This is a genomic window from Pseudomonas putida (assembly GCF_026625125.1).
Lineage (GTDB): Bacteria > Pseudomonadota > Gammaproteobacteria > Pseudomonadales > Pseudomonadaceae > Aquipseudomonas > Aquipseudomonas putida_X.
Map to the genome: position 1 here is coordinate 5,449,273 of NZ_CP113097.1, position 25,525 is coordinate 5,474,797.

At 62.0% G+C, this 25,525-nt stretch carries 21 protein-coding genes; 11 read left to right on the top strand and 10 right to left on the bottom strand.

What is annotated here, in order from left to right:
• Positions 1-25 precede the first annotated feature (25 nt).
• Complete coding sequence (gene glnE, locus OSW16_RS25140) at positions 26-2,959, bottom strand: bifunctional [glutamate--ammonia ligase]-adenylyl-L-tyrosine phosphorylase/[glutamate--ammonia-ligase] adenylyltransferase (protein WP_267819304.1); 2,934 nt, start codon at positions 2,957-2,959, stop codon at positions 26-28.
• A 383-nt stretch (positions 2,960-3,342) separates the two neighbouring features.
• On the opposite strand from glnE, the gene aceE reads away from it, so the two are divergent.
• From aceE to OSW16_RS25165, 5 genes are all read left to right on the top strand, one after another.
• Positions 3,343-5,988, top strand: a complete 2,646-nt coding sequence (gene aceE, locus OSW16_RS25145) for a pyruvate dehydrogenase (acetyl-transferring), homodimeric type (RefSeq protein ID WP_267819306.1) — start codon at positions 3,343-3,345, stop codon at positions 5,986-5,988.
• Between the two features lie 13 nt (positions 5,989-6,001).
• Positions 6,002-7,657 (top strand): dihydrolipoyllysine-residue acetyltransferase, encoded by a 1,656-nt coding sequence (gene aceF, locus OSW16_RS25150; RefSeq protein ID WP_267819308.1) that lies wholly within the window; start codon positions 6,002-6,004, stop codon positions 7,655-7,657.
• Between the two features lie 268 nt (positions 7,658-7,925).
• Complete coding sequence (locus OSW16_RS25155) at positions 7,926-10,616, top strand: putative bifunctional diguanylate cyclase/phosphodiesterase (protein ID WP_241805649.1); 2,691 nt, start codon at positions 7,926-7,928, stop codon at positions 10,614-10,616.
• 165 nt (positions 10,617-10,781) lie between these two features.
• Positions 10,782-11,450: a peptide-methionine (S)-S-oxide reductase MsrA gene (gene msrA / locus OSW16_RS25160; RefSeq protein ID WP_267819310.1), complete on the top strand. Its 669-nt coding sequence runs from the start codon at positions 10,782-10,784 to the stop codon at positions 11,448-11,450.
• Between the two features lie 3 nt (positions 11,451-11,453).
• Positions 11,454-12,077 (top strand): glutathione S-transferase, encoded by a 624-nt coding sequence (locus tag OSW16_RS25165; protein ID WP_267819312.1) that lies wholly within the window; start codon positions 11,454-11,456, stop codon positions 12,075-12,077.
• 229 nt (positions 12,078-12,306) lie between these two features.
• Here OSW16_RS25165 and creD read toward each other — a convergent pair whose 3' ends face one another.
• The 4 genes from creD to OSW16_RS25185 form a co-directional block, all read right to left on the bottom strand.
• Positions 12,307-13,635 carry a cell envelope integrity protein CreD gene (gene creD / locus OSW16_RS25170; protein ID WP_267819314.1) on the bottom strand — a complete coding sequence of 443 codons (1,329 nt, stop codon included), beginning with the start codon at positions 13,633-13,635 and terminating at the stop codon, positions 12,307-12,309.
• 269 nt (positions 13,636-13,904) lie between these two features.
• Positions 13,905-15,338 carry a two-component system sensor histidine kinase CreC gene (gene creC, locus OSW16_RS25175; RefSeq protein ID WP_267819316.1) on the bottom strand — a complete coding sequence of 478 codons (1,434 nt, stop codon included), beginning with the start codon at positions 15,336-15,338 and terminating at the stop codon, positions 13,905-13,907.
• Entirely contained in the window at positions 15,338-16,018 is a 681-nt protein-coding gene (creB, locus tag OSW16_RS25180) for a two-component system response regulator CreB (RefSeq protein ID WP_267819318.1), read from the bottom strand. The genes creC and creB overlap by 1 nt, the downstream gene beginning before the upstream one ends.
• Positions 16,019-16,129: 111 nt before the next feature.
• Positions 16,130-16,630 (bottom strand): ATP-dependent zinc protease, encoded by a 501-nt coding sequence (locus OSW16_RS25185; protein ID WP_267819320.1) that lies wholly within the window; start codon positions 16,628-16,630, stop codon positions 16,130-16,132.
• A 182-nt stretch (positions 16,631-16,812) separates the two neighbouring features.
• On the opposite strand from OSW16_RS25185, the gene OSW16_RS25190 reads away from it, so the two are divergent.
• Both OSW16_RS25190 and OSW16_RS25195 read left to right on the top strand, forming a co-directional pair.
• Entirely contained in the window at positions 16,813-17,700 is an 888-nt protein-coding gene (locus OSW16_RS25190) for an acyltransferase (protein ID WP_267819322.1), read from the top strand.
• Positions 17,701-18,030: 330 nt separating this feature from the next.
• Positions 18,031-18,924, top strand: coding sequence for an RHS repeat-associated core domain-containing protein (locus OSW16_RS25195; protein WP_267824120.1), 894 nt, complete (start codon positions 18,031-18,033; stop codon positions 18,922-18,924).
• On the opposite strand, the gene OSW16_RS25200 is transcribed toward OSW16_RS25195, so the two are convergent.
• Positions 18,921-19,100 carry a hypothetical protein gene (locus tag OSW16_RS25200; RefSeq protein WP_267819325.1) on the bottom strand — a complete coding sequence of 60 codons (180 nt, stop codon included), beginning with the start codon at positions 19,098-19,100 and terminating at the stop codon, positions 18,921-18,923. The genes OSW16_RS25195 and OSW16_RS25200 overlap by 4 nt on opposite strands.
• Before the next feature lie 194 nt (positions 19,101-19,294).
• A complete protein-coding gene (locus OSW16_RS25205; protein WP_267819326.1) occupies positions 19,295-19,873 on the bottom strand; it encodes a DUF2780 domain-containing protein in 579 nt (192 codons plus the stop codon).
• A gap of 221 nt (positions 19,874-20,094) precedes the next feature.
• Between OSW16_RS25205 and OSW16_RS27255 the strand changes: the two genes are divergently transcribed.
• The 4 genes from OSW16_RS27255 (at position 20,095) to OSW16_RS25225 (ending at position 22,245) form a co-directional block, all read left to right on the top strand.
• Positions 20,095-20,823, top strand: coding sequence for an RHS repeat-associated core domain-containing protein (locus OSW16_RS27255; RefSeq protein WP_372490369.1), 729 nt, complete (start codon positions 20,095-20,097; stop codon positions 20,821-20,823).
• Positions 20,824-21,279: 456 nt separating this feature from the next.
• Positions 21,280-21,522, top strand: coding sequence for a hypothetical protein (locus tag OSW16_RS25215; protein ID WP_267819328.1), 243 nt, complete (start codon positions 21,280-21,282; stop codon positions 21,520-21,522).
• Positions 21,523-21,618: 96 nt separating this feature from the next.
• Complete coding sequence (locus OSW16_RS25220; protein ID WP_267819330.1) at positions 21,619-21,882, top strand: DUF3077 domain-containing protein; 264 nt, start codon at positions 21,619-21,621, stop codon at positions 21,880-21,882.
• Positions 21,883-22,035: 153 nt separating this feature from the next.
• Positions 22,036-22,245: a hypothetical protein gene (locus OSW16_RS25225; RefSeq protein WP_241805628.1), complete on the top strand. Its 210-nt coding sequence runs from the start codon at positions 22,036-22,038 to the stop codon at positions 22,243-22,245.
• Positions 22,246-22,287: 42 nt separating this feature from the next.
• Here OSW16_RS25225 and fdhA read toward each other — a convergent pair whose 3' ends face one another.
• From fdhA to OSW16_RS25240, 3 genes are all read right to left on the bottom strand, one after another.
• The gene (gene fdhA, locus OSW16_RS25230; protein WP_241805626.1) at positions 22,288-23,487 is read right to left on the bottom strand and encodes a formaldehyde dehydrogenase, glutathione-independent; all 1,200 of its coding nucleotides are present in this window, start codon (positions 23,485-23,487) and stop codon (positions 22,288-22,290) included.
• 533 nt (positions 23,488-24,020) lie between these two features.
• On the bottom strand, positions 24,021-24,878 hold the full coding sequence (purU, locus tag OSW16_RS25235) for a formyltetrahydrofolate deformylase (RefSeq protein ID WP_241805625.1): 858 nt from the start codon (positions 24,876-24,878) through the stop codon (positions 24,021-24,023).
• A 10-nt stretch (positions 24,879-24,888) separates the two neighbouring features.
• The gene (locus OSW16_RS25240; protein ID WP_267819335.1) at positions 24,889-25,521 is read right to left on the bottom strand and encodes a sarcosine oxidase subunit gamma; all 633 of its coding nucleotides are present in this window, start codon (positions 25,519-25,521) and stop codon (positions 24,889-24,891) included.
• Positions 25,522-25,525 lie beyond the last annotated feature (4 nt).

A 25,525-nucleotide genomic window follows, 5' to 3' on the forward strand; every position in this document is an offset into this window, starting at 1 on the left:
AGGCCGGCTTGCCGGCGATTGGCCCTCAAGTCAAACCGAGCTGCGCCCAAATCCTTCGAACGTCGCGGCGCTCATCGATAAACTGTGCCGCATCGATCACCCCGGCTTGCTTCTGCAGGGCCTGCCGGTGCGAGGCTGAGCGAAACGCCTTGTACACTTCACGCAACAAAACCGCATCGCTGGCCGGCATCAAGCCTGCCTGCTCCAGCTCTTCCAGAATGCGAATGTTATCGGTCCAGCGCAGTATGGCCGGATGGTCGTGTGACCAGGCCAAAGCGGCGTATTGCACCATAAATTCGATATCGACGATACCGCCGGCATCCTGCTTGATATCGAACGCCATCCCCGCATCGAAGGCATTGCCCGCGGTGCCTGCGGCGGTAGCCTTGGTGCCGAGGTTGTCGCGCATCTTGGCGCGCATCTCGCTGACTTCGCTGCGCAGCTTGTCCAGGTCACGGGCCTGGCCCAGAACCTTGGCACGCACCCCCTCGAACGCTGCCGCCACCTGCTTGCAGCCCACCAGCACGCGGGCGCGCACCAGGGCCTGATGTTCCCAGGTCCAGGCTTCGTTCTGCTGGTAGCGCTCGAACGCGCCCAGCGAGCTGACCAAAAGCCCCGCAGCGCCCGAGGGCCGCAGGCGCATGTCGACGTCATACAGCTGGCCGGAATTGGTTTGCGTGGTCAGCAAATGGATGATGCGCTGGCCCAGCCGCGTGAAGAACTGCGCGCTGTCGATCGGCTTGGCGCCATCGGTTTCCGCCTGCGGGTCACCGTCGTGGATGAACACCAGGTCCAGGTCCGAGCCGTGGCCCAACTCAAGGCCGCCTACCTTGCCGTAACCAAGGATGATGAAGCCCGGGTCGCACAGGCTGCCATCGGTGCGCTTGGGCTGGCCGTGACGCGCCACGGTCTGGCGCCAGGCCAGGGCCAGCACCTGGTCAAGAATGGCTTCGGCCAGCCAGGTCAGGTAGTCGCTGACTTTCATTAATGGCAGGTTGCCACTGATTTCGGAAGCGGCCACGCGCAGGCTGTGGGCCAGCTTGAAGTGGCGCAAGGCCTCCATCTGTTGCTCAAGATCGTCCTCGGGGATGCGCGTCAGCCGCTCACGCAGCTCGGCGGCCAGCTCCGGCGCCAGCGGCGGGCTGAACAGGCGGCCTTCATTGAGCAACTCATCGAGCAGCAATGGGTAACGGGCAATCTGTTCGGCGATCCACGGGCTGGCAGCACACAGGGTCAGCAGGCGGCGCAAGGCCCCCGGGTTTTCAGTCAGCAGCACCAGGTAGGCCGAACGCCGCGCCACAGCTTCGACCAGCGGCAACACCCGTTCCAGCACCAAGTCAGGGTTGTCATGCTCGACCGCCTGGGCCAGCAGGCGCGGGATGAAGGCATCCAGGCGTTCACGGCCGATGCGCTGCATCGAACGCAACTGTGGGCTGGCACGCAGCCCCGCCAGCCTGCGCAACGCTTCGGCGGGCTGCTGGAACCCGGCTTCCTCCAGCTGACGGCCGGCGGCCTCCTCATCCTGCGCCTGCTCCCACAAGGGCGACCACTCGCCGCCAACCACCAGGTCACCCTCGCCGTCTTCTTCATCCGGGTCGGCAATGACCTGGCGGAAGTGCCAGTCGACACGGCCGCGCCAGTGCATCAGCTGGTCGTGGAAACGCTGCCAGCCGCTAAAGCCAAGCACATAGGCCACGCGTTCACGGTCAGTCTCATCATCGGGCAGCATCTGCGTCTGGCGATCGGCAATGGCCTGGATGGCGTGCTCGGTATAGCGCAGGAACTCATAGCCTTCGCGCAGCTCCGCCACCACAGCCGGCGGCAGATAGCCTTGGCCTTCCAGGGTCGCCAGCACTTTCAGCAATGGCCGCTGCTGCAGGCTCAGGTCGCGCCCGCCATGGATCAGCTGGAAGGCCTGGGCGATGAACTCCACTTCACGGATGCCACCGGCACCGAGCTTGATGTTCTCGGCCATGCCCTTGCGCCGTACCTCCTGCTGGATCAGCTGTTTCATGGTGCGCAGCGCTTCGATCGCCGAAAAGTCCAGGTAACGCCGGTACACGAACGGGCGCAGCATCTCCTGCAATTGCGCGCCTGCCGCCTGGTCGCCAGCCACCACCCGCGCCTTGATCATCGCGTAGCGTTCCCAGTCGCGGCCCTGATCCTGGTAGTACTGCTCCAGGGCATTGAAACTGAGCACCAGCGCACCGGCCGAGCCGTAGGGGCGCAGGCGCATGTCGACGCGGAACACGAAGCCATCGACGGTGACCGGGTCGAGCGCCTTGATCAGGCGCTGGCCCAGACGGGTGAAAAACTCCTGATTGTCCAGCGAGCGCTTGACCCCTTCGGTCTCACCGCCCTCGGGGAAGGCGAAGATCAGGTCGATATCCGATGACAGGTTGAGCTCGACCGCCCCCAGCTTACCCATGCCCAGCACCACCATATGCTGCGGTTCGCCGCTGCGGTTGCCGATCGGCGTACCGAACTGCTGGCAGTGGCGCGGATACAACCATTGATAAGCTTCGTCGATGGCCGCATCAGCCAGGTCGGACAGGTCACGGCAGGTCTCGCCCAGTTCGGCCTGGCGGGTGATATCGCGCCAGATGATGCGCAGCTGCTGGCGGTTGCGCTCGCGGCGCAGGTTGCGTGCCAGCTCGTCTTCACTCGACGCCGCCTGGGCGGCTGCCGCAATGTGCCCACGCAGCTCGCCCGGCGCATAACGGCGGTCCATCTCGCCGCTGGCCAGCAGGGCAAACAGCATCGCCGGCTCACGCTGGGCCAGGCCGAGCACGAAGTCGCTGGCGGCGGCCACCTGGTCGAACTGTTGCCGGTGAGCCGGGCTCCAGGCGTTCGGGTCGAGCGCCGGGTGGCTGCTCAGGGCATCGAGCAGAAACTGCCGATTACGGGCGACCAGCGGTTGCAGGGAGGCAGGCAGTTCGAGCGGCAAAGGCAGGCGCATGGTCTATCCTTGATCGGCGAGAAAGAGAGAGGAAAAAGCGGCCACGAGGAAACCGGACCACGGTTGGACTGTCGTACAAAAGTTGGAAATAGCTGAAAAAAACGAATCATTGGCAAGAAACATCAAGAATCACCCGCTCGTAGCACAATGCCAACCAACATGAACGTTTTTCCTCACAAGCCACGGTGCGACCAAACGTCGCATTTGTGTAGTTTTACTACTACCCCACCCGTGCAAAAGCATGAAATGCGAAAGCAAATGTAGTAAAACTACACGCCGCCGGGTCACACTCCGGTAATCCAAGAATTCACGACGTCTGCCCATAAGGCCAGTCGCAAACTCAGGCCCCCGATTCTGGTGGCCTTTCCGCCCTGGAGCAAGCCATGCAAGACCTCGATCCAATCGAAACCCAGGAATGGCTGGATGCCCTGGAGTCGGTCCTCGACAAAGAAGGCGAAGACCGCGCTCATTACCTGATGACCCGCATGGGCGAGCTGGCCACCCGCAGTGGCTCTCAGCTGCCGTACGCGATCACCACGCCATACCGCAACACCATCCCTGTCACCCACGAAGCACGCATGCCTGGCGACCTGTTCATGGAACGCCGCATTCGCTCGATGGTGCGTTGGAACGCGCTGGCCATGGTGATGCGCACCAACCTGAAGGATTCGGACCTGGGCGGCCACATCTCCAGCTTCGCCTCCAGTGCCACCCTGTATGACATCGGCTTCAACTACTTCTTCCAGGCCCCGACCGAAGAACACGGCGGCGACCTGATCTTCTTCCAGGGCCACGCTTCGCCAGGCGTTTACGCCCGTGCCTTCATGGAAGGCCGCATCAACGAAGAGCAGATGAACAACTTCCGTCAGGAAGTGGACGGCAAAGGCCTGTCTTCGTACCCGCACCCATGGCTGATGCCTGACTTCTGGCAGTTCCCGACCGTTTCGATGGGCTTGGGCCCGATCCAGGCGATCTACCAGGCGCGCTTCATGAAGTACCTGGAAGCCCGTGGTTTCATCCCGGCCGGCAAGCAGAAGGTCTGGTGCTTCATGGGCGACGGCGAGTGCGACGAGCCGGAATCCCTCGGTGCCATCGCCCTGGCCGGCCGCGAGAAGCTGGACAACCTGATCTTCGTCATCAACTGCAACCTGCAGCGCCTCGACGGCCCGGTTCGCGGCAACGGCAAGATCATCCAGGAACTCGAAGGCGTGTTCCGTGGCGGCGGCTGGAACGTCAACAAAGTCGTCTGGGGCCGCTTCTGGGACCCACTGCTGGCCAAGGACACCAACGGTGCCCTGCAGCGCCGCATGGACGAAGTCATCGACGGCGAGTACCAGAACTACAAAGCCAAAGACGGCGCGTACGTTCGTGAGAACTTCTTCAACACCCCAGAGCTCAAGGCCATGGTCGAAGACCTGTCCGACGACGAGATCTGGAAGCTCAACCGTGGCGGTCACGACCCGTACAAGGTCTATGCGGCCTACCACCAGGCAGTCAACCACAAAGAGCAGCCAACCGTCATCCTGGCCAAGACCATCAAGGGTTACGGCACCGGTGCTGGCGAAGCCAAGAACACCGCGCATAACACCAAGAAGGTCGACGTCGACAGCCTGCGCCACTTCCGTGACCGCTTCGACATCCCGGTCAAGGATGCCGACCTTGAGAACCTGCCGTTCTACAAGCCCGAAGAAGGTTCGGCCGAAGCCAAGTACCTGGCCGAGCGCCGCGCAGCCCTGGGTGGCTTCGTACCGCAGCGCCGTGCCAAGAGCTTCAGCGTGCCGACCCCGCCTCTGGAAACGCTGAAAGCGATCCTGGACGGCTCGGGCGACCGCGAAATCTCCACCACCATGGCCTTCGTGCGTATCCTTGCGCAGCTGGTCAAGGACAAGGACATCGGCCAGCGCATCGTGCCGATCATCCCGGACGAAGCCCGTACCTTCGGTATGGAAGGCATGTTCCGCCAGTTGGGCATCTACTCGTCGGTCGGCCAGCTCTACGAGCCAGTCGATAAAGACCAGGTGATGTTCTACCGCGAAGACAAGAAGGGCCAGATCCTCGAGGAAGGCATCAACGAAGCCGGCGCCATGTCGTCGTTCATCGCTGCCGGTACCTCGTACAGCTGCCACAACCAGCCGATGCTGCCGTTCTACATCTTCTACTCGATGTTCGGCTTCCAGCGTATCGGCGACCTGGCCTGGGCCGCTGGCGACAGCCGCACCCGTGGCTTCCTGATCGGCGGCACCGCCGGCCGTACCACCCTCAACGGTGAAGGCCTGCAGCACGAAGACGGTCACAGCCACATGATGGCGGGCACCATCCCGAACTGCCGCACCTATGATCCGACCTACGGCTACGAGCTGGCGGTGATCATCCAGGACGGCATGAAGAAGATGACCGAAGAGCAACAGGACATCTTCTACTACATCACCGTGATGAACGAATCCTACCAGCAGCCAGCCATGCCGGCCGGTGTCGAGGAAGGCATCATCAAGGGCATGTACCTGCTGGAAGAAGATACCCGCGAAGCCGCGCACCACGTTCAGCTGATGGGCTCCGGCACCATCCTGCGCGAAGTCCGCGAGGCGGCGAAGATCCTGCGTGAAGAGTTCAACGTCGGTGCCGACGTGTGGAGCGTCACCAGCTTCAACGAACTGCGTCGCGACGGCCTGGCCGTGGAACGCGCCAACCGCCTCAAGCCTGGCCAGAAGCCTCTGCAGACTTACGTCGAAGAGTGCCTGGCCGGTCGCAAAGGCCCGGTCATCGCGTCCACCGACTACATGAAGCTGTTCGCCGAACAGATTCGCCAGTGGGTACCGAGCAAAGAGTTCAAGGTCCTGGGTACCGATGGCTACGGTCGCAGCGACAGCCGCAAGAAGCTGCGTCACTTCTTCGAAGTCGACCGCCACTTCGTGGTGCTGGCTGCCCTGGAAGCCTTGGCTGACCGTGGCGAGATCGAACCGAAGGTGGTGGCCGACGCCATCGTCAAGTTCGGCATCGATCCGGACAAGCGCAACCCACTGGACTGCTGAGGAGTATTTTTAAGTGAGCGAACTCATTCGCGTACCTGACATCGGCAGCGGTGAAGGTGAAATCATCGAGCTGTTCGTCAAGGTCGGTGACCGTATCGAGGCTGACCAGAGCCTGCTGACCCTGGAGTCCGACAAGGCCTCCATGGAAATCCCGGCCCCCAAGGCCGGTGTCATCAAGGAACTGAAGGTCAAGCTGGGCGATCGCCTGAAAGAAGGCGACGAGCTGCTGGTACTGGAAGCCGAGGGCGCCGCTGCGGCGGCCGAGGCTCCCGCTGCCGCACCTGCGCCTGCCGCCGCTCCGGCTGCTGCTGAAAAGCCAGCTGCCGAAGCCGCCCCTGCGCCGGCTGCAGCCCCTGCTGCCGCCAGCGTGCAGGATATCCACGTACCGGACATCGGTTCGTCGGGCAAGGCCAAGATCATCGAAGTACTGGTCAAGGTCGGCGACACCGTCGAAGCCGACCAGTCGCTGATTACCCTGGAGTCGGACAAGGCCTCCATGGAGATCCCTTCGCCCGCCGCAGGTGTGGTCAAGGAAGTGATCGCCAAGCTGGACGACGAAGTCGGCACCGGTGACCTGATCCTCAAGCTGGAAGTTGCAGGCGCCGCTCCGGCTGCTGCACCAGCGCCTGCCGCTGCTGCACCGGCCAAGGCTGAGGCTGAGGCTGAGGCTGCTCCGGCCGCCGCACCTGCTGCCGCTGCTCCAGCTGCTGCCCCTGCACCGGTCGCTACCGCGCCGGCTGCCGGCAGCAACGCCAAGGTTCACGCAGGCCCTGCTGTTCGCCAGCTGGCCCGCGAGTTCGGCGTAGACCTGGGCGCGGTCACCGCGACCGGTCCGCACGGCCGCATCCTGAAAGAAGACGTGCAGGTGTACGTCAAGTCGGTCATGCAGAAGGCCAAGGACGCACCGGCAGCTGCTGGCGCGACCGGCGGCGCCGGCATCCCGCCGATCCCGGTGGTGGACTTCAGCAAGTTCGGTGAAGTGGAAGAAGTGGCAATGACCCGCCTGATGCAGGTCGGTGCCGCCAACCTGCACCGCAGCTGGCTGAACGTGCCGCACGTAACGCAGTTCGACTCCGCCGACATCACTGAGCTGGAAGCCTTCCGCGTGGCGCAGAAGGCCGTGGCCGAGAAGGCTGGCGTCAAGCTGACCGTACTGCCACTGCTGCTCAAGGCCTGCGCCTTCCTGCTCAAGGAACTGCCGGACTTCAACAGCTCGCTGGCGCCAAGCGGCAAAGCCGTGATCCGCAAGAAGTACGTGCACATCGGCTTCGCCGTGGACACCCCGGACGGCCTGCTGGTCCCTGTGATCAAGAACGTCGACCAGAAGAGCCTGCTGCAACTGGCTGCCGAAGCCGCAGCGCTGGCCGAGAAGGCACGCACCAAGAAACTGTCGGCTGACGACATGCAAGGCGCCTGCTTCACCATCTCCAGCCTCGGCCACATTGGCGGCACCGGCTTCACGCCGATCGTCAACGCGCCTGAAGTGGCGATCCTCGGTGTGTCCAAGGCGACCATGCAGCCCGTCTGGGATGGCAAAGCCTTCCAGCCGAAGCTGATGTTGCCGCTGTCGCTGTCCTACGATCACCGTGTGATCAATGGCGCGGCCGCCGCGCGCTTCACCAAGCGCCTGGGCGACGTGCTGGCGGATATCCGCACCATGCTGCTGTAACACGCAGCCAGCCTGCCCTCCTTTGGGGGCAGGTACCCTTTTCGAGCTGCCACGCTCGTACCTCAACCCCGCCACCTGGCGGGGCTTTTTTTGCCTGTAAGGGCGCGATGAAGCCCCTGCTTTTGCAGGATCGCTAAGGAATCGGCCACCACAGCCGAAAACATATACATGACACCCCTCATGGCCGCTTGCCAGCCTCCGGGACATGATGCAACCTTGCCAGATGCGCCGCCGCCCAGGCCGCGTCACCTCTTCAAGCGAGTCTTCGATGAAAAGCCAACCCGATGCCGCCAGCCGTGTGGCGGCCGAGGTCGTCACGCAGCTTCCCGTGCCTTCACGGCTCGGCATGCTGCGTTTCGAAAGGCTCAACGAAGCCACTTGGGCAATGCTTTACCTCGACCCAGCCTGCGAGCGCCAGTTCGGGCTAGCGGCTTCCCAGCTGTGCGCGCTGGTCGATTCACCGTATGCCAGCCTGATGGAGCCTGAGGCCCGCTACCGGCTGCATGACGAGATCCAGCGGCAACTGAGCACCCGTGGCTATTACCGTGTGCGCTACACCCTGCATGCCCAGCCGCGCTCGCTGCGCCTGCTCGAAGCGGGTGAAGCCTACAGGCAGCACAACCGCCAGCTGTTGCGCGGGTTTCTGACGGTACTCGACGACCTGCCCGAAGAGGCTGTCGAAGTGGATGCCGACGACCTCGAATCGCGTAACAGCCGCCTGCAACTTGCCCTGCAGCTGAACCAGCGCGCCCAGCAGGAACAGCTGGAACACCTCGAGCGCGTGCGCAGCCAGCAGGACCTGATCCTGCGCCTCGCCCGCCAGCGCTACAGCGCGGAAAATTCGCTGCTCGAAGCCGCCCAACTGATAACCCGCAGCGCCTGCGAGATCTACAAGGTGGACTGCGCCAGCATCTGGCACCTGGAAGACCAGCGCCTGGAGCCGATCAGCGCCTGGTTGCGCAGCGAGCAAGTGCATCGCCTGCCCGAGCCCATCGATGCCAGCCGCTTCCCCGACTACCTCGATGCCCTGCACGCCAGCCGCGCCATCGATGCCCACAACGCCAACCACGACCCGCGCACCCGTGAACTGGCCGAGAGCCTCTACGCCGACAACAATGCCATGCTCGATGCCAGCATCCGCGTCGATGGCCAGGTGGTTGGCGTGCTGTGCCTGGAGCAGACCGGCCAGCCGCGGACCTGGCAGTCGGACGAAATCGCCTTTGCCGGTGAGTTGGCCGACCAGTTCGCCCAGGTCATCACCAACCATAACCGGCGCACCGCCGCCAGCGCCCTGCACTTGTTCCAGCGCGCGGTGGAGCAAAGCGCCAGCGCCTTCCTGCTGGTCAACCGCGACGGCGTGGTGGAGTACGTCAACCCAAGTTTCACCGCGATCACCCAATACAGCACCGATGAAGTACAAGGCCACCACCTGGCAGAGTTGCCGGCGCTGGAGAATCTCAGCGAACTGCTGTTCGACACCCCGTCGAGCCTGGCCATGGGCAACAGCTGGCAGGGCGAATTCAAAAGCCGGCGCAAGAACCTTGAGCCCTACTGGGGCCAGCTGTCGATTTCCAAGGTGTATGGCGACAACCGTGAGCTCACCCATTACATCGGCATCTACGAAGACGTCACCCAGACCAAGCTGGCCCAGCAGCGCATCGAGCGCCTGGCCTACACCGACAACCTGACCAACCTGGGCAACCGCCCGGCGTTCATCCGCAGCCTCGACGAGCGCTTCGCCCGGGATGAGCAGAGCCCGATCTGCCTGCTGCTGGTGGATATCGACAACTTCAAGCGGATCAACGACAGCCTTGGCCACCAGACCGGTGACAAGCTGCTGATCAGCCTGGCCCGGCGCCTGCGCAACAGCCTGAGCGTTGGCGGCGTGCTGGCCCGCTTCGCCAGTAACGAATTCGCCGTGCTGCTCGACGACACCAGCCTGGAAGACGGGCAGGGCGTCGCCCAGCAGCTGCTGCGCACCCTCGACAAGCCGATGTTCGTCGACAACCAGTTGATCAACGTGACCGCCTCGGTAGGCCTGGCCTGCGCGCCGCTGCACGGCAGTGACCCGACCACCCTCATGAAAAATGCCGGCCTTGCCCTGCACAAGGCCAAGGCCAACGGCAAGCACCAGGTGCAGGTATTCACCGAAGTGCTCAATGCCGAAGCCAGCTACAAGCTGTTCGTCGAGAACAACCTGCGCCGCGCCTTGACCCAGAACGAGCTGGAGGTGTTCTACCAGCCCAAGCTGTGCCTGCGCAGTGGCCGCCTGCTGGGGCTCGAAGCACTGCTGCGCTGGAACCACCCCGAGCGCGGCATGATCCGCCCGGACCAGTTCATCAGCGTGGCGGAAGAAACCGGCCTGATCATCCCCATCGGCAAGTGGGTGGTGCGCCAGTCGTGCCGAATGAGCCAGCAACTGCGCGAGGCCGGCATGGGCAACCTGCACGTGGCCATCAACCTGTCGCCCAAGCAGTTCTCCGACCCCGACCTGGTGGCGTCGATCGCCTCGATCCTCCACGAAGAAGCCCTGCCTGCGCACCTGCTGGAGCTGGAGCTGACCGAGGGCCTGCTGCTGGAAGCTACCGAGGATACCCACCGTCAGCTCGACGAGCTGAAGGCACTGGGCCTGACCCTGGCCATGGATGACTTCGGCACCGGTTATTCGTCGCTGAGCTACCTGAAGAAATTCCCGATCGACATCATCAAGATCGACCGCAGCTTCATCAACGAAATCCCCGACAACCAGGACGACATGGAGATCACCTCGGCGGTGGTGGCCATGGCCCACAACCTCAAGCTCAAGGTGGTGGCAGAAGGGATCGAGACGCCTGAACAGCTGGCCTTCCTGCGCCGGCATCGTTGCGATGTGGGCCAAGGGTATCTGTTCGACCGGCCGATCCCGGGGCGGGAGCTGGCCGAACGACTCAAGCGCTATCCGCGCGGTCCAATGGCCTGACAGCTGCGTAATCCTCGGGCACTATAGAGCCCATTCGGGCCTCATCGCCGCCAAGCCGGCTCCCACAGGTAGGCACCGTTAGCAAAGCCTGTGGGGTTGCTGGTGTAGCTGGCGTGCCGGCGATGAGGCCACATCCTGCCCAACTGAAAACACAGAGGAACGGCCATGGTCCTGCGTTCGGAAATCCTGGTGAACAAAAACGTCATGCCAACCGCGGAACAGGCCCTGCCTGGCCGCGAAACGCCAATGTCCCTGCCCGAGTTCCACTACGTCTTCAAAGACACCCCGCTGCTCGGCCCGTTCTTTGAAGGCAGCGTCGACTTCGCGATCTTCGGCCTGGGTTGCTTCTGGGGCGCAGAGCGCCGCTTCTGGCAGCGTGAAGGCGTGGTCAGCACCGTGGTCGGCTATGCGGGCGGCTTTACCCCCAACCCCACCTACGAAGAAGTCTGCTCGGGCCTGACTGGCCACACTGAAGTCGTACTGGTGGTGTTCGACAAGGACAAGGTCAGCTACCGCGAGTTGCTGGCGATGTTCTGGGAGCTGCACAACCCGACCCAGGGCATGCGCCAGGGCAACGACGTCGGCACCCAGTACCGCTCGGCCATCTACTGCACCTCGCCCCAGCAGCTCGAAGAAGCCAAAGCCAGCCGCGACGCCTTCCAGGCCGAGCTGAACAAGGCCGGTTTCGGCGAGATCACCACCGAAATCGACCAGGCGCCGACCGTGTACTTCGCCGAGGCTTACCACCAGCAGTACCTGGCCAAGAACCCAGACGGCTACTGCGGTATCGGCGGCACCGGTGTGTGCCTGCCACCCAGCCTGCAGGGCAACTGAACCATGAGCACGATGACCCTGTTCCACTCACCGCTGTCGCCATTCGTGCGCAAGGTGATGGTCGTGCTGCACGAGACCGGGCAGCTTGAGCGCGTGGCGCTGCAGGGGGTGAACATCACCCCGGTCAGCGGCGATGACCAGCTCAACCACGGCAACCCGATCGGCAAGATCCCGGCCCTGCGCCTGGAGGATGGCACTGTGCTGCATGACAGCCGGGTCATCTGCGAATACCTCGACCTGCAGCATGTCGGCCTGCCGCTGCTGCCGCGCGAGGGCTCGGCGCGCTGGCGGCGCATGACGCTGGTGTCGCAGGCCGATGCAATCATGGATGCGGCGGTTTCCAGCCGTTATGAGAGCGTCCTGCGGCCTGAGGACAAGCGCTGGGACGGCTGGCTCGAAGCGCAGCGGGAGAAAATCCGCCGCAGCCTGGCCAACCTGGAGCAGGAGCACCTGGCTGAACTGATATCCGGCTTTGATCTGGCCGCGATTGGCGTGGCCTGTGCGCTGGGCTACCTGGACTTGCGCCAGCCCGATTTCGGCTGGCGGGAGCAGCAGCCAGGGTTGGCGGCGTGGTATGCCGAGGTGGCCAAGCGGCCGTCGATGGTCGCCACAGCACCGAACGCCTGATACACCGCAATCGCCGGCAAGCCGGCTCCCACCGGGATCGCGCCAGCTTTTGCACGTTGAGCAAGACAGTTGCCCCCACAGGGATGTGGACTGCCCTTCAGAACTGCAGCGAACCTGTGGGGCTTGCCGGCGATTGCTCAGCATGGCAACCATCGGCCTCAGCGGGGCATCACAGGAAACAGCTGCCCAATCCTGTGAGCCAGCCACCGCCCGATCTCTCTGTCCTCCCTCATGCCGCCCTCCCCACCCGGGCCCAGTCCAGGCGACGGGTCAGCACCATGAACACACCCAGCAAGCCAAAGCACAGCAGCGACCCCATCAACAGCGCATAGTCCTCGGCACTGAGCAGCCCATAGAGCAGGGCGTACAACACCGCCAGCCCCGCCGCAAAGCTCACGCCACGCATCAGGCTGCGCAATACGTGGCGCAGGTAGAAGCCGAGCAGCGACACGCAGGCCGAGGCTGACAGGCCATACGCCAGACCAAAACCGATGTGCTCGGACAACGAAAGCAACAGCAGGTAGAAGAACGCCAGAGCCACCCCCACCAGGGTGTACTGCACGGGGTGCACGCTGAGGTTCTTCAGCACCTCGAACAGGAAGAAACCGGCAAAGGTCAGGGCGATGAATAACAGCGCGTATTTGATGGCCCGCTCACTCTTGAGGTACTGGTCCACCGGGTCGATGAAACTCACCCCGAAGGTCCGCTCGCTGAACTCCGCACACTGCCCGCTGCCGGCACATTGGCGCAGGGCATCTTCAAGGTTGGTGGCGAAGAATGAGGTCTGCCAGTGCGCGCTGAAGCCTTTGTCGTCGATTTCGCGGCGGCTTGGCAGGTAACTGCCAACGAAACTGGGGTGCGGCCAGTTGGCCCGCATGTCCACGCTGCTGGTGCGGCCCACTGGCAACAGGTGCAGTTGCCCGGTGCCTTGCAGTGCCAGATCGAAACCGTAGGTGAACGCACGGGCCTGTTGGCCATCCAGTTGCGGCAGCGCGACGTGCACGCCACTGCGCAGCCAGTCCAGCCTGGTCCCGGCTTCGAACGCCAGGCGCTGGCCATCGATGTCGAGTTCCAGGGCATTTTCAATGCCGCGGATGTCGCTTATGCCGACCACCAGAAACGGCTTGTCGAAGCGGTAGTCGTCGAAGTCCTTGTCGATGCCCCAGCGCTCCGGCAGCTGGAAACGGCCCGCAAGTCGCCCTTTGGCATGGAACAGCCGCGCCTGGTAGATACCGCGCGCCCGCAGTTCGGTGTCCACGCCGAGGTCGGCATCGAAGGTTTCCGGGAGGAAATACAGGTGGCCGGCGACAGTGCTGGTTTCCTGCACGCTCTGGCCGTCCTTGTCGATCCAGCGGCGCTGCACCTTGCGGTACGGCACCACCAGCAGCGGCCCGCTGATCTGCTGGTCGAAACTGGCGCTACGGGCGATGTCCTGCAGTACGTTGTCACGCAGGGCCTGGCGTTCATCGATCAGGCCGTTGATCAGCAGCAACGGGAAGAGCAGCAGCATGATGAGCACGGCGATCATGCCGAGTTTGTAACCGAGGGTCTTGTTCATAGGGGCCTCCATTGGCAGTGGGCGCAGTGTCTGCGCCTTGCATGGAGGCATTGAGGAGCGTGTGTGGAGATCGTGTGTATTTTCGAGGGCCAAATCGCTGGCAAGCCAGCTCCCACAGGTCCAGCGCAACGCCCGAACCCTGCGCAGTACCTGCGGGCTGGCCTACCAGCGATGGGCTGCAAAGCAGCGCCAACGCAAAGCCCGAACCCTGCGCAGTACCTGTGGGAGCTGGCTTGCCGGCGATGGGCTGCAAAGCAGCCCCAACAATCTCAGCTCACGCGCCGCACCGGCAGCCATAACCGCACCCGGACCCCGCCATCGACGTTATCCACCGCCAGCGACCCACCATGCAGTTGCATCACCTCATCCACAAAGTTCAGCCCCAGCCCGGTGCTCTTGCGCCCACTCCCCGGCCGCGGCAGCGAATAGAAACGCTCGGCAACCCGGCCGATGGCATACGCGGGTATCGCCTCCCTCTGATTGAACAGGCTCAGCGCCACCCGCTCGCCATCGCGCTCCAGCTCGAACAGCAGCGCCCCGCCCGGCGGGGTGAAATCCAGCGCATTGTCGAGCAAGTTGGCCAGCGCCTGGCGCATGAGAAACGGATCGCACAGCAGCCACATCCCTGCCGGCACCCGCTGGCGCACCTGCAGGCCGTTTGCGTCGATGCGTGCGGCATGCGCCAGCAGCAGCTCATCGACCAACGGGGCCAAGGCAACCTGCTGCTCCTCTTCCAGCGCCTGCATCTGCTCGACCCGCGCCAGGTTGAGCAAGCGTTCGATCATCTGCTGCAGCCGCTCGCTTTCACGCTCGATGTTGCCGGCAAAGCGCGCCCGCTGTTCGGCAGGCATATCACCCTGGAGCAATTCAGACGCACCGCGTATAGCCGCCAGCGGGCTCTTCAACTCGTGCGTCAGGGTGTGAACGTAGCGTTCGACGTACGCCTTGCCCTCAAGCTGTGTGCGCATGCGCTCCACCGCATTGGCCAGGTGCGCCAGCTCACCGCCCTTGTAGTAAGGCAACGCGGCGCGCTGGCCTTCGCTGACCGCCTGCGCATAACGGGCCAGCCGGCGCAGGGAGCGGGCCAGCCACCAAGACAGCGCAGCGCCGATCAACAGGCCCATGCCGATCAGCCCCACCCCCAGGCCAAGCAAGCGCTGCTCGGAGCGGTCGATATACGGTTGCAGCGAGCTGTTGGGCTTGGCCACTGTGACCACGCCGATAACCTGCCCCTGGTCAACGATCGGCGCGGCCACGTGCATCACCGAGGTGCTTTCATCCTCTTCCACGCTGCGGGTGGAACGAGCACCGTACTGGCCGCGCAGCGTCAGGTACACGTCATTCCAGCGCGAATAGTCCTTGCCCAGGTCCTGGCCGCTGGAATCGAGCAGCACGATGCCTTTGGCATCGGTCACGTAGATGCGGTGGCTGACCTGGTTCTTGGCCAGGCCCCAGATCTGCGCGCCCGGGCTGCGCAAGCCGTACGCCTTGAGCACCTCAGGCAGGCGGCTCTGGGCCAGGGTACCGGCCTTGACGTCATCGTGGAGGATCTCGGCCAGGAGGTTGGCCGTGTCGACCAGGGTTTCCTCGGAAGACTGGCGTACCACAGGGCGGATCTGCTCGCGCACGGTATTGAGCAGGAAGTAACCGGCCAAGCCGACGAACAGGAAGTACACCAGAAAGATCCGAATGCCCAGGCGCATCAGGCGTGTTCCGGGCTGTAGCTGTAACCCAGGCCGCGGTGGGTCTGGATCGGCTCGGCGTCGGCAGCTACCTGGCGCAGCTTGGCGCGCAGGCTCTTGATATGGCTGTCGATGGTGCGTTCATAACCGACGTCGGAGGCCACCCCCAGGGCATCGAGCAACTGTTCGCGGCTGAACACACGTTGTGGCTGTTCGAGCAGGCACTGCAACAGGCGGAACTCATGGCGCGTCAGCACCAGTGGCTGAGCGCGATAGCTGATTTGCATGCGCAGGGTATCGAGCTGGAACAGTAGCGCCTCGGTGGTGGTTTCTTGCCGCGGCGCCATGCGCTTGAGGATCGCACGAACCCGCGCCGCCACTTCACGCGGGCTGAAGGGTTTGACCACGTAGTCGTCCGCACCGATCTCCAGGCCGACCACACGGTCGATTTCACCATCACGCGCACTGAGGAACATCACCGGCACCTCACTGAAGCGGCGCAGCTGGCGACAGGTTTCGAAACCACTGATATCGGGCAGACCGATGTCGAGGATGATCAGGTCGGCAGGGCGCAGCCGCTGTTGCTCCAGGGCTACACCACCGAGGGTGACCCATTCGGTGCTATGGCCATCGGCCTGCAGGGCGTAGACCAAGGTATCGGCGATGGCGGCTTCGTCTTCGACGATGAGAATGTGGGGCATCTGAGCTGCAAGCCTCAAGCTTCAAGCTTCAAGTAAAAGCGGATCGCATGAACTTACACCGATCTGCTTTAACTTGCAGCTTGTAGCTTGCAGCTTGCGGCTCGCGACTGCTCAGCAGTCAGGCTTGCCCGCAGTGAAGCGTTTTGCCGGATTTACCGCGGCCTTGAATTCGCGCAACGCCTTGGCACCCACCAGCAATGGGTAGTTGAAGCTGCTGCGGTCGACCAGGTTCACTTCCACGGTGCGCTTCTCATCACCCAGGCACAATTCAAGGTCGATTACCGGCCGGCGCGACAGCTCGGGCGCATCGCCTTCGTCGTCTTCGTCAGCGCGGTTCTTGATCTTGCTGATCCGCGAAACCTTATGCTCGTAGACCTTGCCGTCGGACGCCTTGGTCGCCAGGCGGAAACGCACCCAGTCCTCGCCGTCGCGCGTGAAGCGCTCGATGTCCTTGGCCGACAACGAAGCGGTGTAAGCCCCGGTATCCATCTTGGCCTTCAGGGTTTCGCCCAGTTCAGGCAAAGAAATGTTCTCGTAACGGCCGTAAAGCGTAGGCTCCGCGGCCATTACCGGCAGCGCCAACAGCGACAACAGGGCTAGCATTGGTTTCACAGGCAGGCTTCCTTGAAAGGGTTGTGTGCTTAGACTGTGCAGGCAGGATAGGTTCGCTGTCACAAGGGTAAACAACATAATGTGAAACATTTGTCCTGGCCGCTGGGCATTGGACATTTGGCGTAGGCTGCGGCGCTGCTTATCATTGCCGCCCGTTCAAATCCCACAACAAGAGTTTCCCTATGCGTCGCCTGCTGACCGGCATTCTTACGACCACCCTGCTGCTGCTCAACACCGTGGTGCTGATCTGCCCGCTGCTGGTCTTCGCTCTGCTCAAACTGGTGCTGCCGGGCCGTTGGCGTGACTATGCCTCCGCTGCCGTGATGTGGGTCGCTGAAGCCTGGTCGGAAATCGACAAGGCCATTTTCGCCTTGTGCATCCCAACCCAGTGGGATATCCGCGGCGTCGAAAACCTGCGTAAAGACACCTCCTACCTGGCCGTGAGCAACCACCAGAGCTGGGTAGACATTCCCGCGCTGATCGAAAGCCTCAACCGCCGCACGCCGTTCTTCAAGTTTTTCCTCAAGAAGGAACTGATCTGGGTACCCCTGCTGGGCCTGGCCTGGTGGGGCCTGGATTACCCGTTCATGAAGCGCTACAGCAAGGCGTTCCTGGAGAAACACCCCGAGCTCAAGGGCAAGGACCTGGAGATCACCAAAGCGGCCTGTGAGCTGTTCAAGCGTCAGCCGGTGACCGTGGTGAACTACCTGGAGGGCACCCGGTTTACCGAAGCCAAGCGCCAGGCACAACAGTCACCGTACCGCTACCTGCTCAAGCCGAAGGCAGGGGGCGTGGCGTTTGTACTGGCGGCGCTGGGCGAGCAGCTAGATGCGCTGCTGGACGTGACCATCGTATACCCCGGCAACAAGGCACCGGGGTTCTGGGACCTGCTCAACGGCAGCATCAGCCGCGTGGTTATCGACATTCAGGTGCGTGAACTGGACCCGGCATTGTGGGCCGGGGATTACGAGAATGACCCGGCATTCCGCCAGACCGTGCAGGCTTGGGTGAATCAGCTGTGGATCGAGAAGGACCAGCGGATCGAGCGGTTGCGAAGCGAGATGGGTTGAGCGTGGCGCACCTGTGAGGGCTCTTGCGCGGGTCCCCCGCACCACCCAGATTGCGCAAGGCCTGTAGCAGCGTAAGCCGCGGTTGCTTTGGGCCTGACATTATCTGGCGCTTTGCGTCGGTCGTGCCGACCTCATCGCCGGCAAGCCGGCTCCCACAGGTTTCGCGGCGGGCTGTAGAACTAGTATTCCTATCAGTTTTAAATATCTCTGCGTCTGCTCAGAATGGACCCTTGGCAACCCCTCTCACTCAGCGCCGCAGGGACATGAGTCATGCTTAAAGCATCAACTCGCTCGTTATACTTCTATAGCGCCGAAAGGCCCATCATGATCATGCTAGGCGACAGGCACCGCACAATTCTCCGCGCGTACGCCATCCCACTCGCCGAGCAACAATCGGATGGCCAAGGCCCTTGCTTACTGGCAGTTGAAGATAACGGCACCGTGTTACAGGTCCAACAAATTGGCCACGCTGAACCTCACCTCTACACCGCCTACGGCCATGACCCGAGACTGCCATCGCAATTGACATTGCTAGGGTTCAATGGAGAAGCGTATATCTCATTACGCTGCGACTACCCATTGGGGAATGGCTATCGATCCTATAGCCCTGAGAGGATGCGCTTTAACTCACCCGACAGTTTGAGCCCATTTGGACGTGGTGGGCTGAATGCGTATTGCTATTGCGAGGGTGACCCAGTGAACAACGTGGATCCCAGTGGAAGAACCCCGTTAGGAATGCTCCGGAGATCTCGCTCGCTCCCCCATATTCCGAACCCACCCCCCCAAGCGGCACTCCCTTTACCCCGCCGACCGACACTCCCTTTACTCGGGCAAGCGCAAACGCATACTGCCTCAGCGCACGAAAGCAGGGTAGGCCCCGAGCTTCGATCACACCGTGGGCACGCGTCCAGCCTGCCAACAACGCGTTCCGCAAGCGAATCTACACTGGCTTCAGCGAATGGAAGCGCGGCCCCTACATTTACTATCGATCCGATACAATCCAGCCAGGCCGAGAGCCGGCATACGTCCAGGGACTCGACTCCGCCTGAAAGCCGATCACCCAGTCCTATGTTAAGGCGTACAAAGCCCTATTTCGTGGAGATTGTCGACGCCGTTCGTGGAAGTCCCTACTACAGCCCTAGGCATGATCCGATACCAAAACCTAAATTTTTACGGGGCGAAGATCCTTCGGATTTGAATGTCCTCCAACCCAGACCCTTTTAGAACTCTAGGGAAATCATCTGATCACTGAAAAAAAGAGCGATCAGCATTGCACCATCTTCCGCACTGGGCACCAGCCGCTGGCAAAGCTCAGCAAAGACCAGGCGCAAGATGGTGGCCCGCTGGCCACCGGTGACGGAGGCTTTATTTTCATCGTGGACGGCCAGCCGAACAGCCACACAAAAGCCCTTCCCGCTGAGGGGCTCTTTGCAGCATCAATACGTCAAGCGGCGCCCCGCAACTTGCGCGGGCCGATCAAGAGCCTCTTCGGCACACAGGCATCGACTGTGTAGCACTCTGTCGGCGCCGACACTGGCAATCCCTGGTGCTGTTGCACCCAAGCCCTAGCCTACTCTGCGAATCGGCTTCTACCTTAGACAGACGGCTGTTGTACCAGTGGCGCCGGTGTAGTCCACAGGCTACCAAGGTTCTGCAGCAGCGATCCGGCAATGCCCTGCTGGCCCAGGTACTGGAGGATCAGCGGAGCGAACTGGCCGATCATGCCGGTATCCATCCCTAGCGCCTTGAACGCTGCATCCAGGTCCGTGCGATTTTCCACGTCGTTGCCCAGTGCCTGGCTCAGGGCCGACTGGTTTTCGCTGTTGTTGCCCAGCAGTTCACCCAGGCCACTGAGGCCACCGAGGGCATTGGCACCGGAAAGCAGGTCGAGCCCCGGCACGGCCTTGGTCAACTGGCCGTAGTCGTCGCTACTGAGGTTGTTGCGCGCCAGCCCCAGCATCGCCCCTGCGCCGCCCACAGCCTGCTCCGGGGTGATGTTCAGTTCGCTGCCCAGGGTATTGAGCAGATTGGCCTGCGCCTCAGGCGCCTGCACCTGGGCTTGCTGATTCTGGTTTTGCATGGCCGAGACGGCATTGGCGGCATCGCTGAGGTTGAAGGCGAACACCGGGCTTGCGGCCAGGGTCATCAGGGTTGCCAGGGTGAATGCTTTCATCGGGAGGGACCTCGTAGGCCGGGATGGCCTGGGAAACGAGGGGTTTGACTGGCGTTTCAAGCTATTGTTCCAAGCTGCTTGTCGGGACGCTCTGGCAGCCATGATCAGTAGCGAACACCTGTCATTTTTGCCAGTAGCTACATGCGATAGGCATCGAGATACTCAGGGAAGCCAGAATAATCGGAGCGACAAAGCGCTCCGCCTGATGGAGATACAATTGTATGAACAGAGGCGAAAAACATGTTTATACCGCCTACGGGTTTTCTGCCACGGCCCAGCGAGCACGAACTGCGCTTGGTTTCAATGGCGAGCACCTACTAGCGCATACGTCACTTTATATTCTGGGCTCTGGCTACAGAGCCTTCAACCCCAGCCTGCTTCGCTTTTACAGCGCTGACAGCTTGAGCCCGTTTGGCGATGGGGGAATAAACAGCTACGCCTATTGTTCAGGCGACCCCGTGAATCAAATCGATCCGACGGGGCACGCCTCCTTCCTGTACCCAGCAAAAGCTCCAAAAATCCAATTACCTAGGCGTGGCCCGGAACTCAAGTTGCCGACGCACCCCACAACGTTAGCGCCCAAGCACTTTAGTAAAGCAAGCCTACAGGAAATGAATTATTCCGCTAATCAATATGTGTTCAGAATATCAAAATCGGAATTAGACGGTGCCAAGCTTGCCATTATGAGTGCTTCCAGTGAGGCGACTGCAGCCACTGCTACCAAACGCTTTATTTCGCTGGAAAACCGCCACCATCAGATAGCTGAAGGACTCAACAGAAAGATCACCAGCCGCTATACACACGTTATTCAGCGTATGACCGTGCAAAATCTGTACAGTCCGAAACTGAGGGTGAGGTTTACTTCAGAGTTGCTCCACTTGGTCCGCGACGGAATGGATCTGGAAATCCCTAACGCTTATGACATGAGAACCATTAGGCCTCCTTACTAGAAACGCAAGCACATACATGCTCAGCAGCTGGCCTGGACAGACTGCCTTCGTCAACCACATGGCTTTGCCTCCTGTACCCAGAGGGCAGCATGTTTGCTTGGCGAGATCCTACTATGCGTTAACTAGGCCGAGCATAAGAAACCCAGCCCGAGTTTCGACTGGGTTTCAGTTTTTTCCGCTTACGTGTAGGACGTTTCTGAATTACAGTCCCAAGCCGCTTGAGCCATTGCGATGATCTGGGCTCGGCACTAGTCTCGGGCGGTCGCTGCGAAATCAGCGACCGGCTTTGACAGGCCGCCTTGGTATGAATCACATGGCTCGCTCTTATGGCAGCTGTGCATGGGGCACTTCGTGTGCGCCGGGTTTTGGTTCACCTACCGGTCTGTCAACCCATGTACAGCTGCCACCAATTGTTTGACAGCAGATGGTGATGGCCCTCATTCAAGGTGTTCCATCATGCTTAAGATTGTCCCCGATCCACCCCACACCTCCCTTTCCCTCGAAGATACCCTCATCCAGGCCACGGACTACGCACTGTGCGCCCACACCGTCGCGCATCAGGCGCTTCTGCTGCAGCCCAAGTCGCCGGTTTCGATATTGATGATGGCCACGATGCATGAACTCGAAACGCTGCGGGTGCTGCTTGAAACGGCGTTGGTCCAAGTGCAGCTGCCGGCGGAGCCGCGAACGCTGCACTGAGGCTTGTATCGGCTGGGCTGGCCCTTCGCGGATAAATCCGCTTCTACAAGGATTGCGCAGGGCCTGGCAGTCGAGAACCTTCAGGGAGATTGAAATATGACCAGCGAAGACACCAAGACCACCGTAGGCAAGACTTTTTTCTACCAGGGCGAAGGCCAGACCCACCCGCTGTTCTGCATTGCGCCGGGCATCCCCTGCCAGAGCGCACGCGAACAGGCATCGGAACTACTGGGCTATGTACGAGATTTGACCATAGACGGCCTGATGGAAAACAAGCCGCAGTTGCTGTGGGCTTCACATTATCTGAGCGCGCTGGCCAAGGCGCTGATGGATGATGCCGAGCTGGGTATGATGCGCTGAGCCTTGTGCTGGCCTCATCGCCGGCAAGCCGGCTCCCACACAGCCTGCGTGAGCTTCGAAAACTGTTATTTTTGCCAGTATCAAAATTCCTGCGGCTGGTCAGAATGGGCTTTGAGCAAAGCCTCTTCATCCAGCTCGACAGGGACTTGAACCATGAGCAAAGCACCGAAGCGTTCGCTTTACTTCTACCAGGGCGACATGCTCATCACCGTGAAGCAAGGCGACCAGCATCGCGCCATCTTCCGTAATGCGGAACAACCGTTGGCAGAGGTGAATACGGAAGGAACCCACACCAGCGGCTTGCTGGCCACCGATGACAAAGGCTCTGTCCTGGTTGTGCAAGAGGCAAGCGAGCAGCCATAAAAGAGCCCCTCATATTAAGGGGCTCTTTGTTACTTCACGCGATCACGCCGCGCCCCACATCTTGTGCGGGTCGATCACAAACTTCTTCGGCACACCTGCGTCGAACTCGCCATAGCCTTCCGGCGCCTGATCCAGGTTGATCACCTGCACGCCTACCACCTCGGCGATATTGATGCGGTCCCACATGATCGCCTGCATCAATTGACGGTTGTACTTCATGGTTGGGGTCTGGCCGGTGTGGAAGCTGTGTGATTTTGCCCAGCCCAGGCCGAAGCGGATGCTCAGCGCACCGATCTTGGCGGCGGCATCGACCGCGCCCGGGTCTTCGGTCACATACAGGCCCGGAATACCGATGTTGCCGGCAACGCGGGTGACCTGCATCAGCGAGTTCAGCACCGTGGCTGGGGCTTCGTGCTTGGCGCCTTCGTGGCCGTGGCCACGTGCCTCGAAGCCAACGGCGTCGACGGCGCAGTCCACTTCAGGCTCGCCGAGGATGTCGACGATCTGCTCGTGCAGCGGGGTGTCCTTGGACAGGTCGACCACTTCGAAGCCTTGCGCCTTGGCATGCGCCAGGCGGGCCGGGTTCAGGTCACCGACAATGACGCAGGCAGCGCCGAGCAGACGCGCCGAGGCAGCGGCGGCCAGGCCGACCGGGCCGGCACCGGCCACGTAAACGGTGCTGCCTGGGCCTACGCCAGCCGTCACGGCACCGTGATAGCCGGTGGGCAGAATGTCGGACAGGCAGGTCAGGTCACGGATCTTCTCCATGGCCTTGTCGCGATCCGGCAGCTTCAGCAGGTTGAAGTCGGCGTACGGGACCAGCACGTATTCCGCCTGGCCGCCGGTCCAGTCGCCCATGTCGACGTAGCCGTAGGCACCGCCGGCGCGGGCCGGGTTGACGGTGAGGCAGACACCGGTGTGCATCTCTTTGCACGAGCGGCAGCGGCCGCAGGCGACGTTGAACGGCACCGATACCAGGTCGCCGATTTTCAGGCGTTCGACATCACGCCCCATCTCGACGATTTCACCGGTGATTTCGTGGCCCAGGACCAGGCCGACCTGGGCAGTGGTGCGGCCGCGGACCATGTGCTGGTCGGAGCCGCAGATGTTGGTGGAGACCACCTTGAGGATGACGCCGTGCTCGATCTTCTTGCCGCGCGGGTCCTGCATCTTCGGGTAGTCGATCTTCTGCACCTCGACCTTGCCAGCGCCCAGGTACACCACTCCACGATTGCCAGACATGCTCTTACCTCGCTTGATTTGTATTTATGCAGCGTTGGTTGAAGCGCCGCCGTCCATGGGCGACATGTGTTACTGGAATGCAGAGAATTGTGGGCTTGATGGGGCGCGAGACACTGACTGAAAGCGACAGGGGAATGCCTTTTTACGGCAGGCCGAACGGGGTGGGGCCAATCGCCGGCAAGCCGGCTCCCACCTCGACCGCGCAGTTCTTCAGGCCTGCGCTTTACCTGGGGAAGCAACCGTGTTGCCCAATTCCTTGAAGCCGGCGCAATCCAGGTGGGAGCCGGGCTTGCCGGCGATGGGCCGCAAAGCGGACCCAGATGCTCGCGGGTCCCGTCGAGCGCGCTGGGGTTATTACAGCTCCGCTATGGGGGCTGCTGCGCAGCCCATCGCCGGCAAGCCGGCTCCCACCTCGACCGCGCAGTTCTTCAGGCCTGCGCTTTACCTGGGGAAGCAACCGTGTTGCCCAATTCCTTGAAGCCGGCGCAATCCAGGTGGGAGCCGGCTTGCCGGCGATGAGGCCCGAAAGGCCTCTACAAAACGACAGTCCGATTGGCGTTGAGGAACACCCGCCGCTCGATGTGATACCCGACCGCCCGCGCCAGCGTCAGGCATTCGATGTCACGCCCCTTGGCAATCAGGTCCTCGGGGTAGTGGCTATGGTCCACCACCTCGACCCCCTGGGCGATGATCGGCCCTTCATCCAGGTCGTTGTTGATGTAATGCGCCGTGGCACCCACCATCTTCACACCCTTGTTGTACGCCTGGTGATAAGGCTTGGCGCCCTTGAACCCCGGCAACAGCGAATGGTGGATATTGATCGCCCAACCATCCAGGCGCCGGCACAGTTCAGGCGACAGCACCTGCATGTAACGGGCAAGGATAACCAGCTCGGCCCCGTTCTCTTCGATCACCTGCAATACCTTGCGCTCTTGCCCGGCCTTGTCGCTGGGGTCCAGTGCGAAGTGGTAATAGGGAATCTTGTGCCAGTGTGCCAGTGGCTCGAGGTCGGGGTGGTTGGACACCACCGCGACCACGTCCATGCCCAGTTGGCCGATGCGCTGGCGGTAAAGCAGATCGTTCAGGCAATGGTCGGCCTTGGACACCATGATGACCACCTTGGGGCGGTGATTCGGTGCGGTCAGTTCAAACACCATGCCAAACGCATCACCCCGCTCGGCAAGGCCGGCACGGAAACCGACCTCGTCAAAACCGTCCGGCTGGCGGAACTCGACGCGAATGAAGAAGCGCCCCGACTGCCGGTCATCGAACGAATGGTGCTCCGTCACGTAGCAGCGCTGCTCGAAGAGGTAACGCGTCACCACGTCGACGGTGCCGAGCATGCTCGGGCAGTCGGCGGTGAGAATCCAGGTATCCGGTGCCCGACTCATGTTGCTCTCCTTAGGCTTCGATGCTCAGGCCGTACTCGGCAGAAGCGTCCTGCAGCCACAGCCACCAGTAATCGGCAAAGCTGCGGCGAATCACCAGTTCCCAGGTGTCCTCGGCCGTGCGGCGGATCACCAGTTGCGACTTGGCGAACACGGTACCCACCGCTTTGCCCACCGGGAAGTTGTTGGGGTGAACATCATAGCTGGTGGACTTCATCAGCACTTCGCGCACGTGCGGGCCGCGCAGCTCCAGCAGGCTTTGCCCGCCGCTGACGTTGACCACCTGGATGTGCTGGCCCTCGAGGGCTGCGCGCAGCTTTTGCTCGACGGCGAACTCCTGGCCACCTGGGACGATCAGCAACCACTCATCGGGGCCGAGCCACTGCAGCGACATTTCACTGTTGGCGACTACGGTCAGGGCCACTGGCAGCTCCAGGCCCAGGGCCTTGTGCACGCCGGCGGCGAATTCCGGGTCGTGGCCGTTACCGCGCAGGGTCAGGTGGCCGAGGAATTTCTTTTCACGCAGGGTCACGCCTGCGTTCTTGCGGCCTTTGCCAACCAGGCTGGCCAGGTCGGCGTGGTGCAGCGGCGACTGCGCCTTGGCGTCGGCGCCGGGGTTTTGCTGGAAGACGTTGATAGCGCTCATTTCT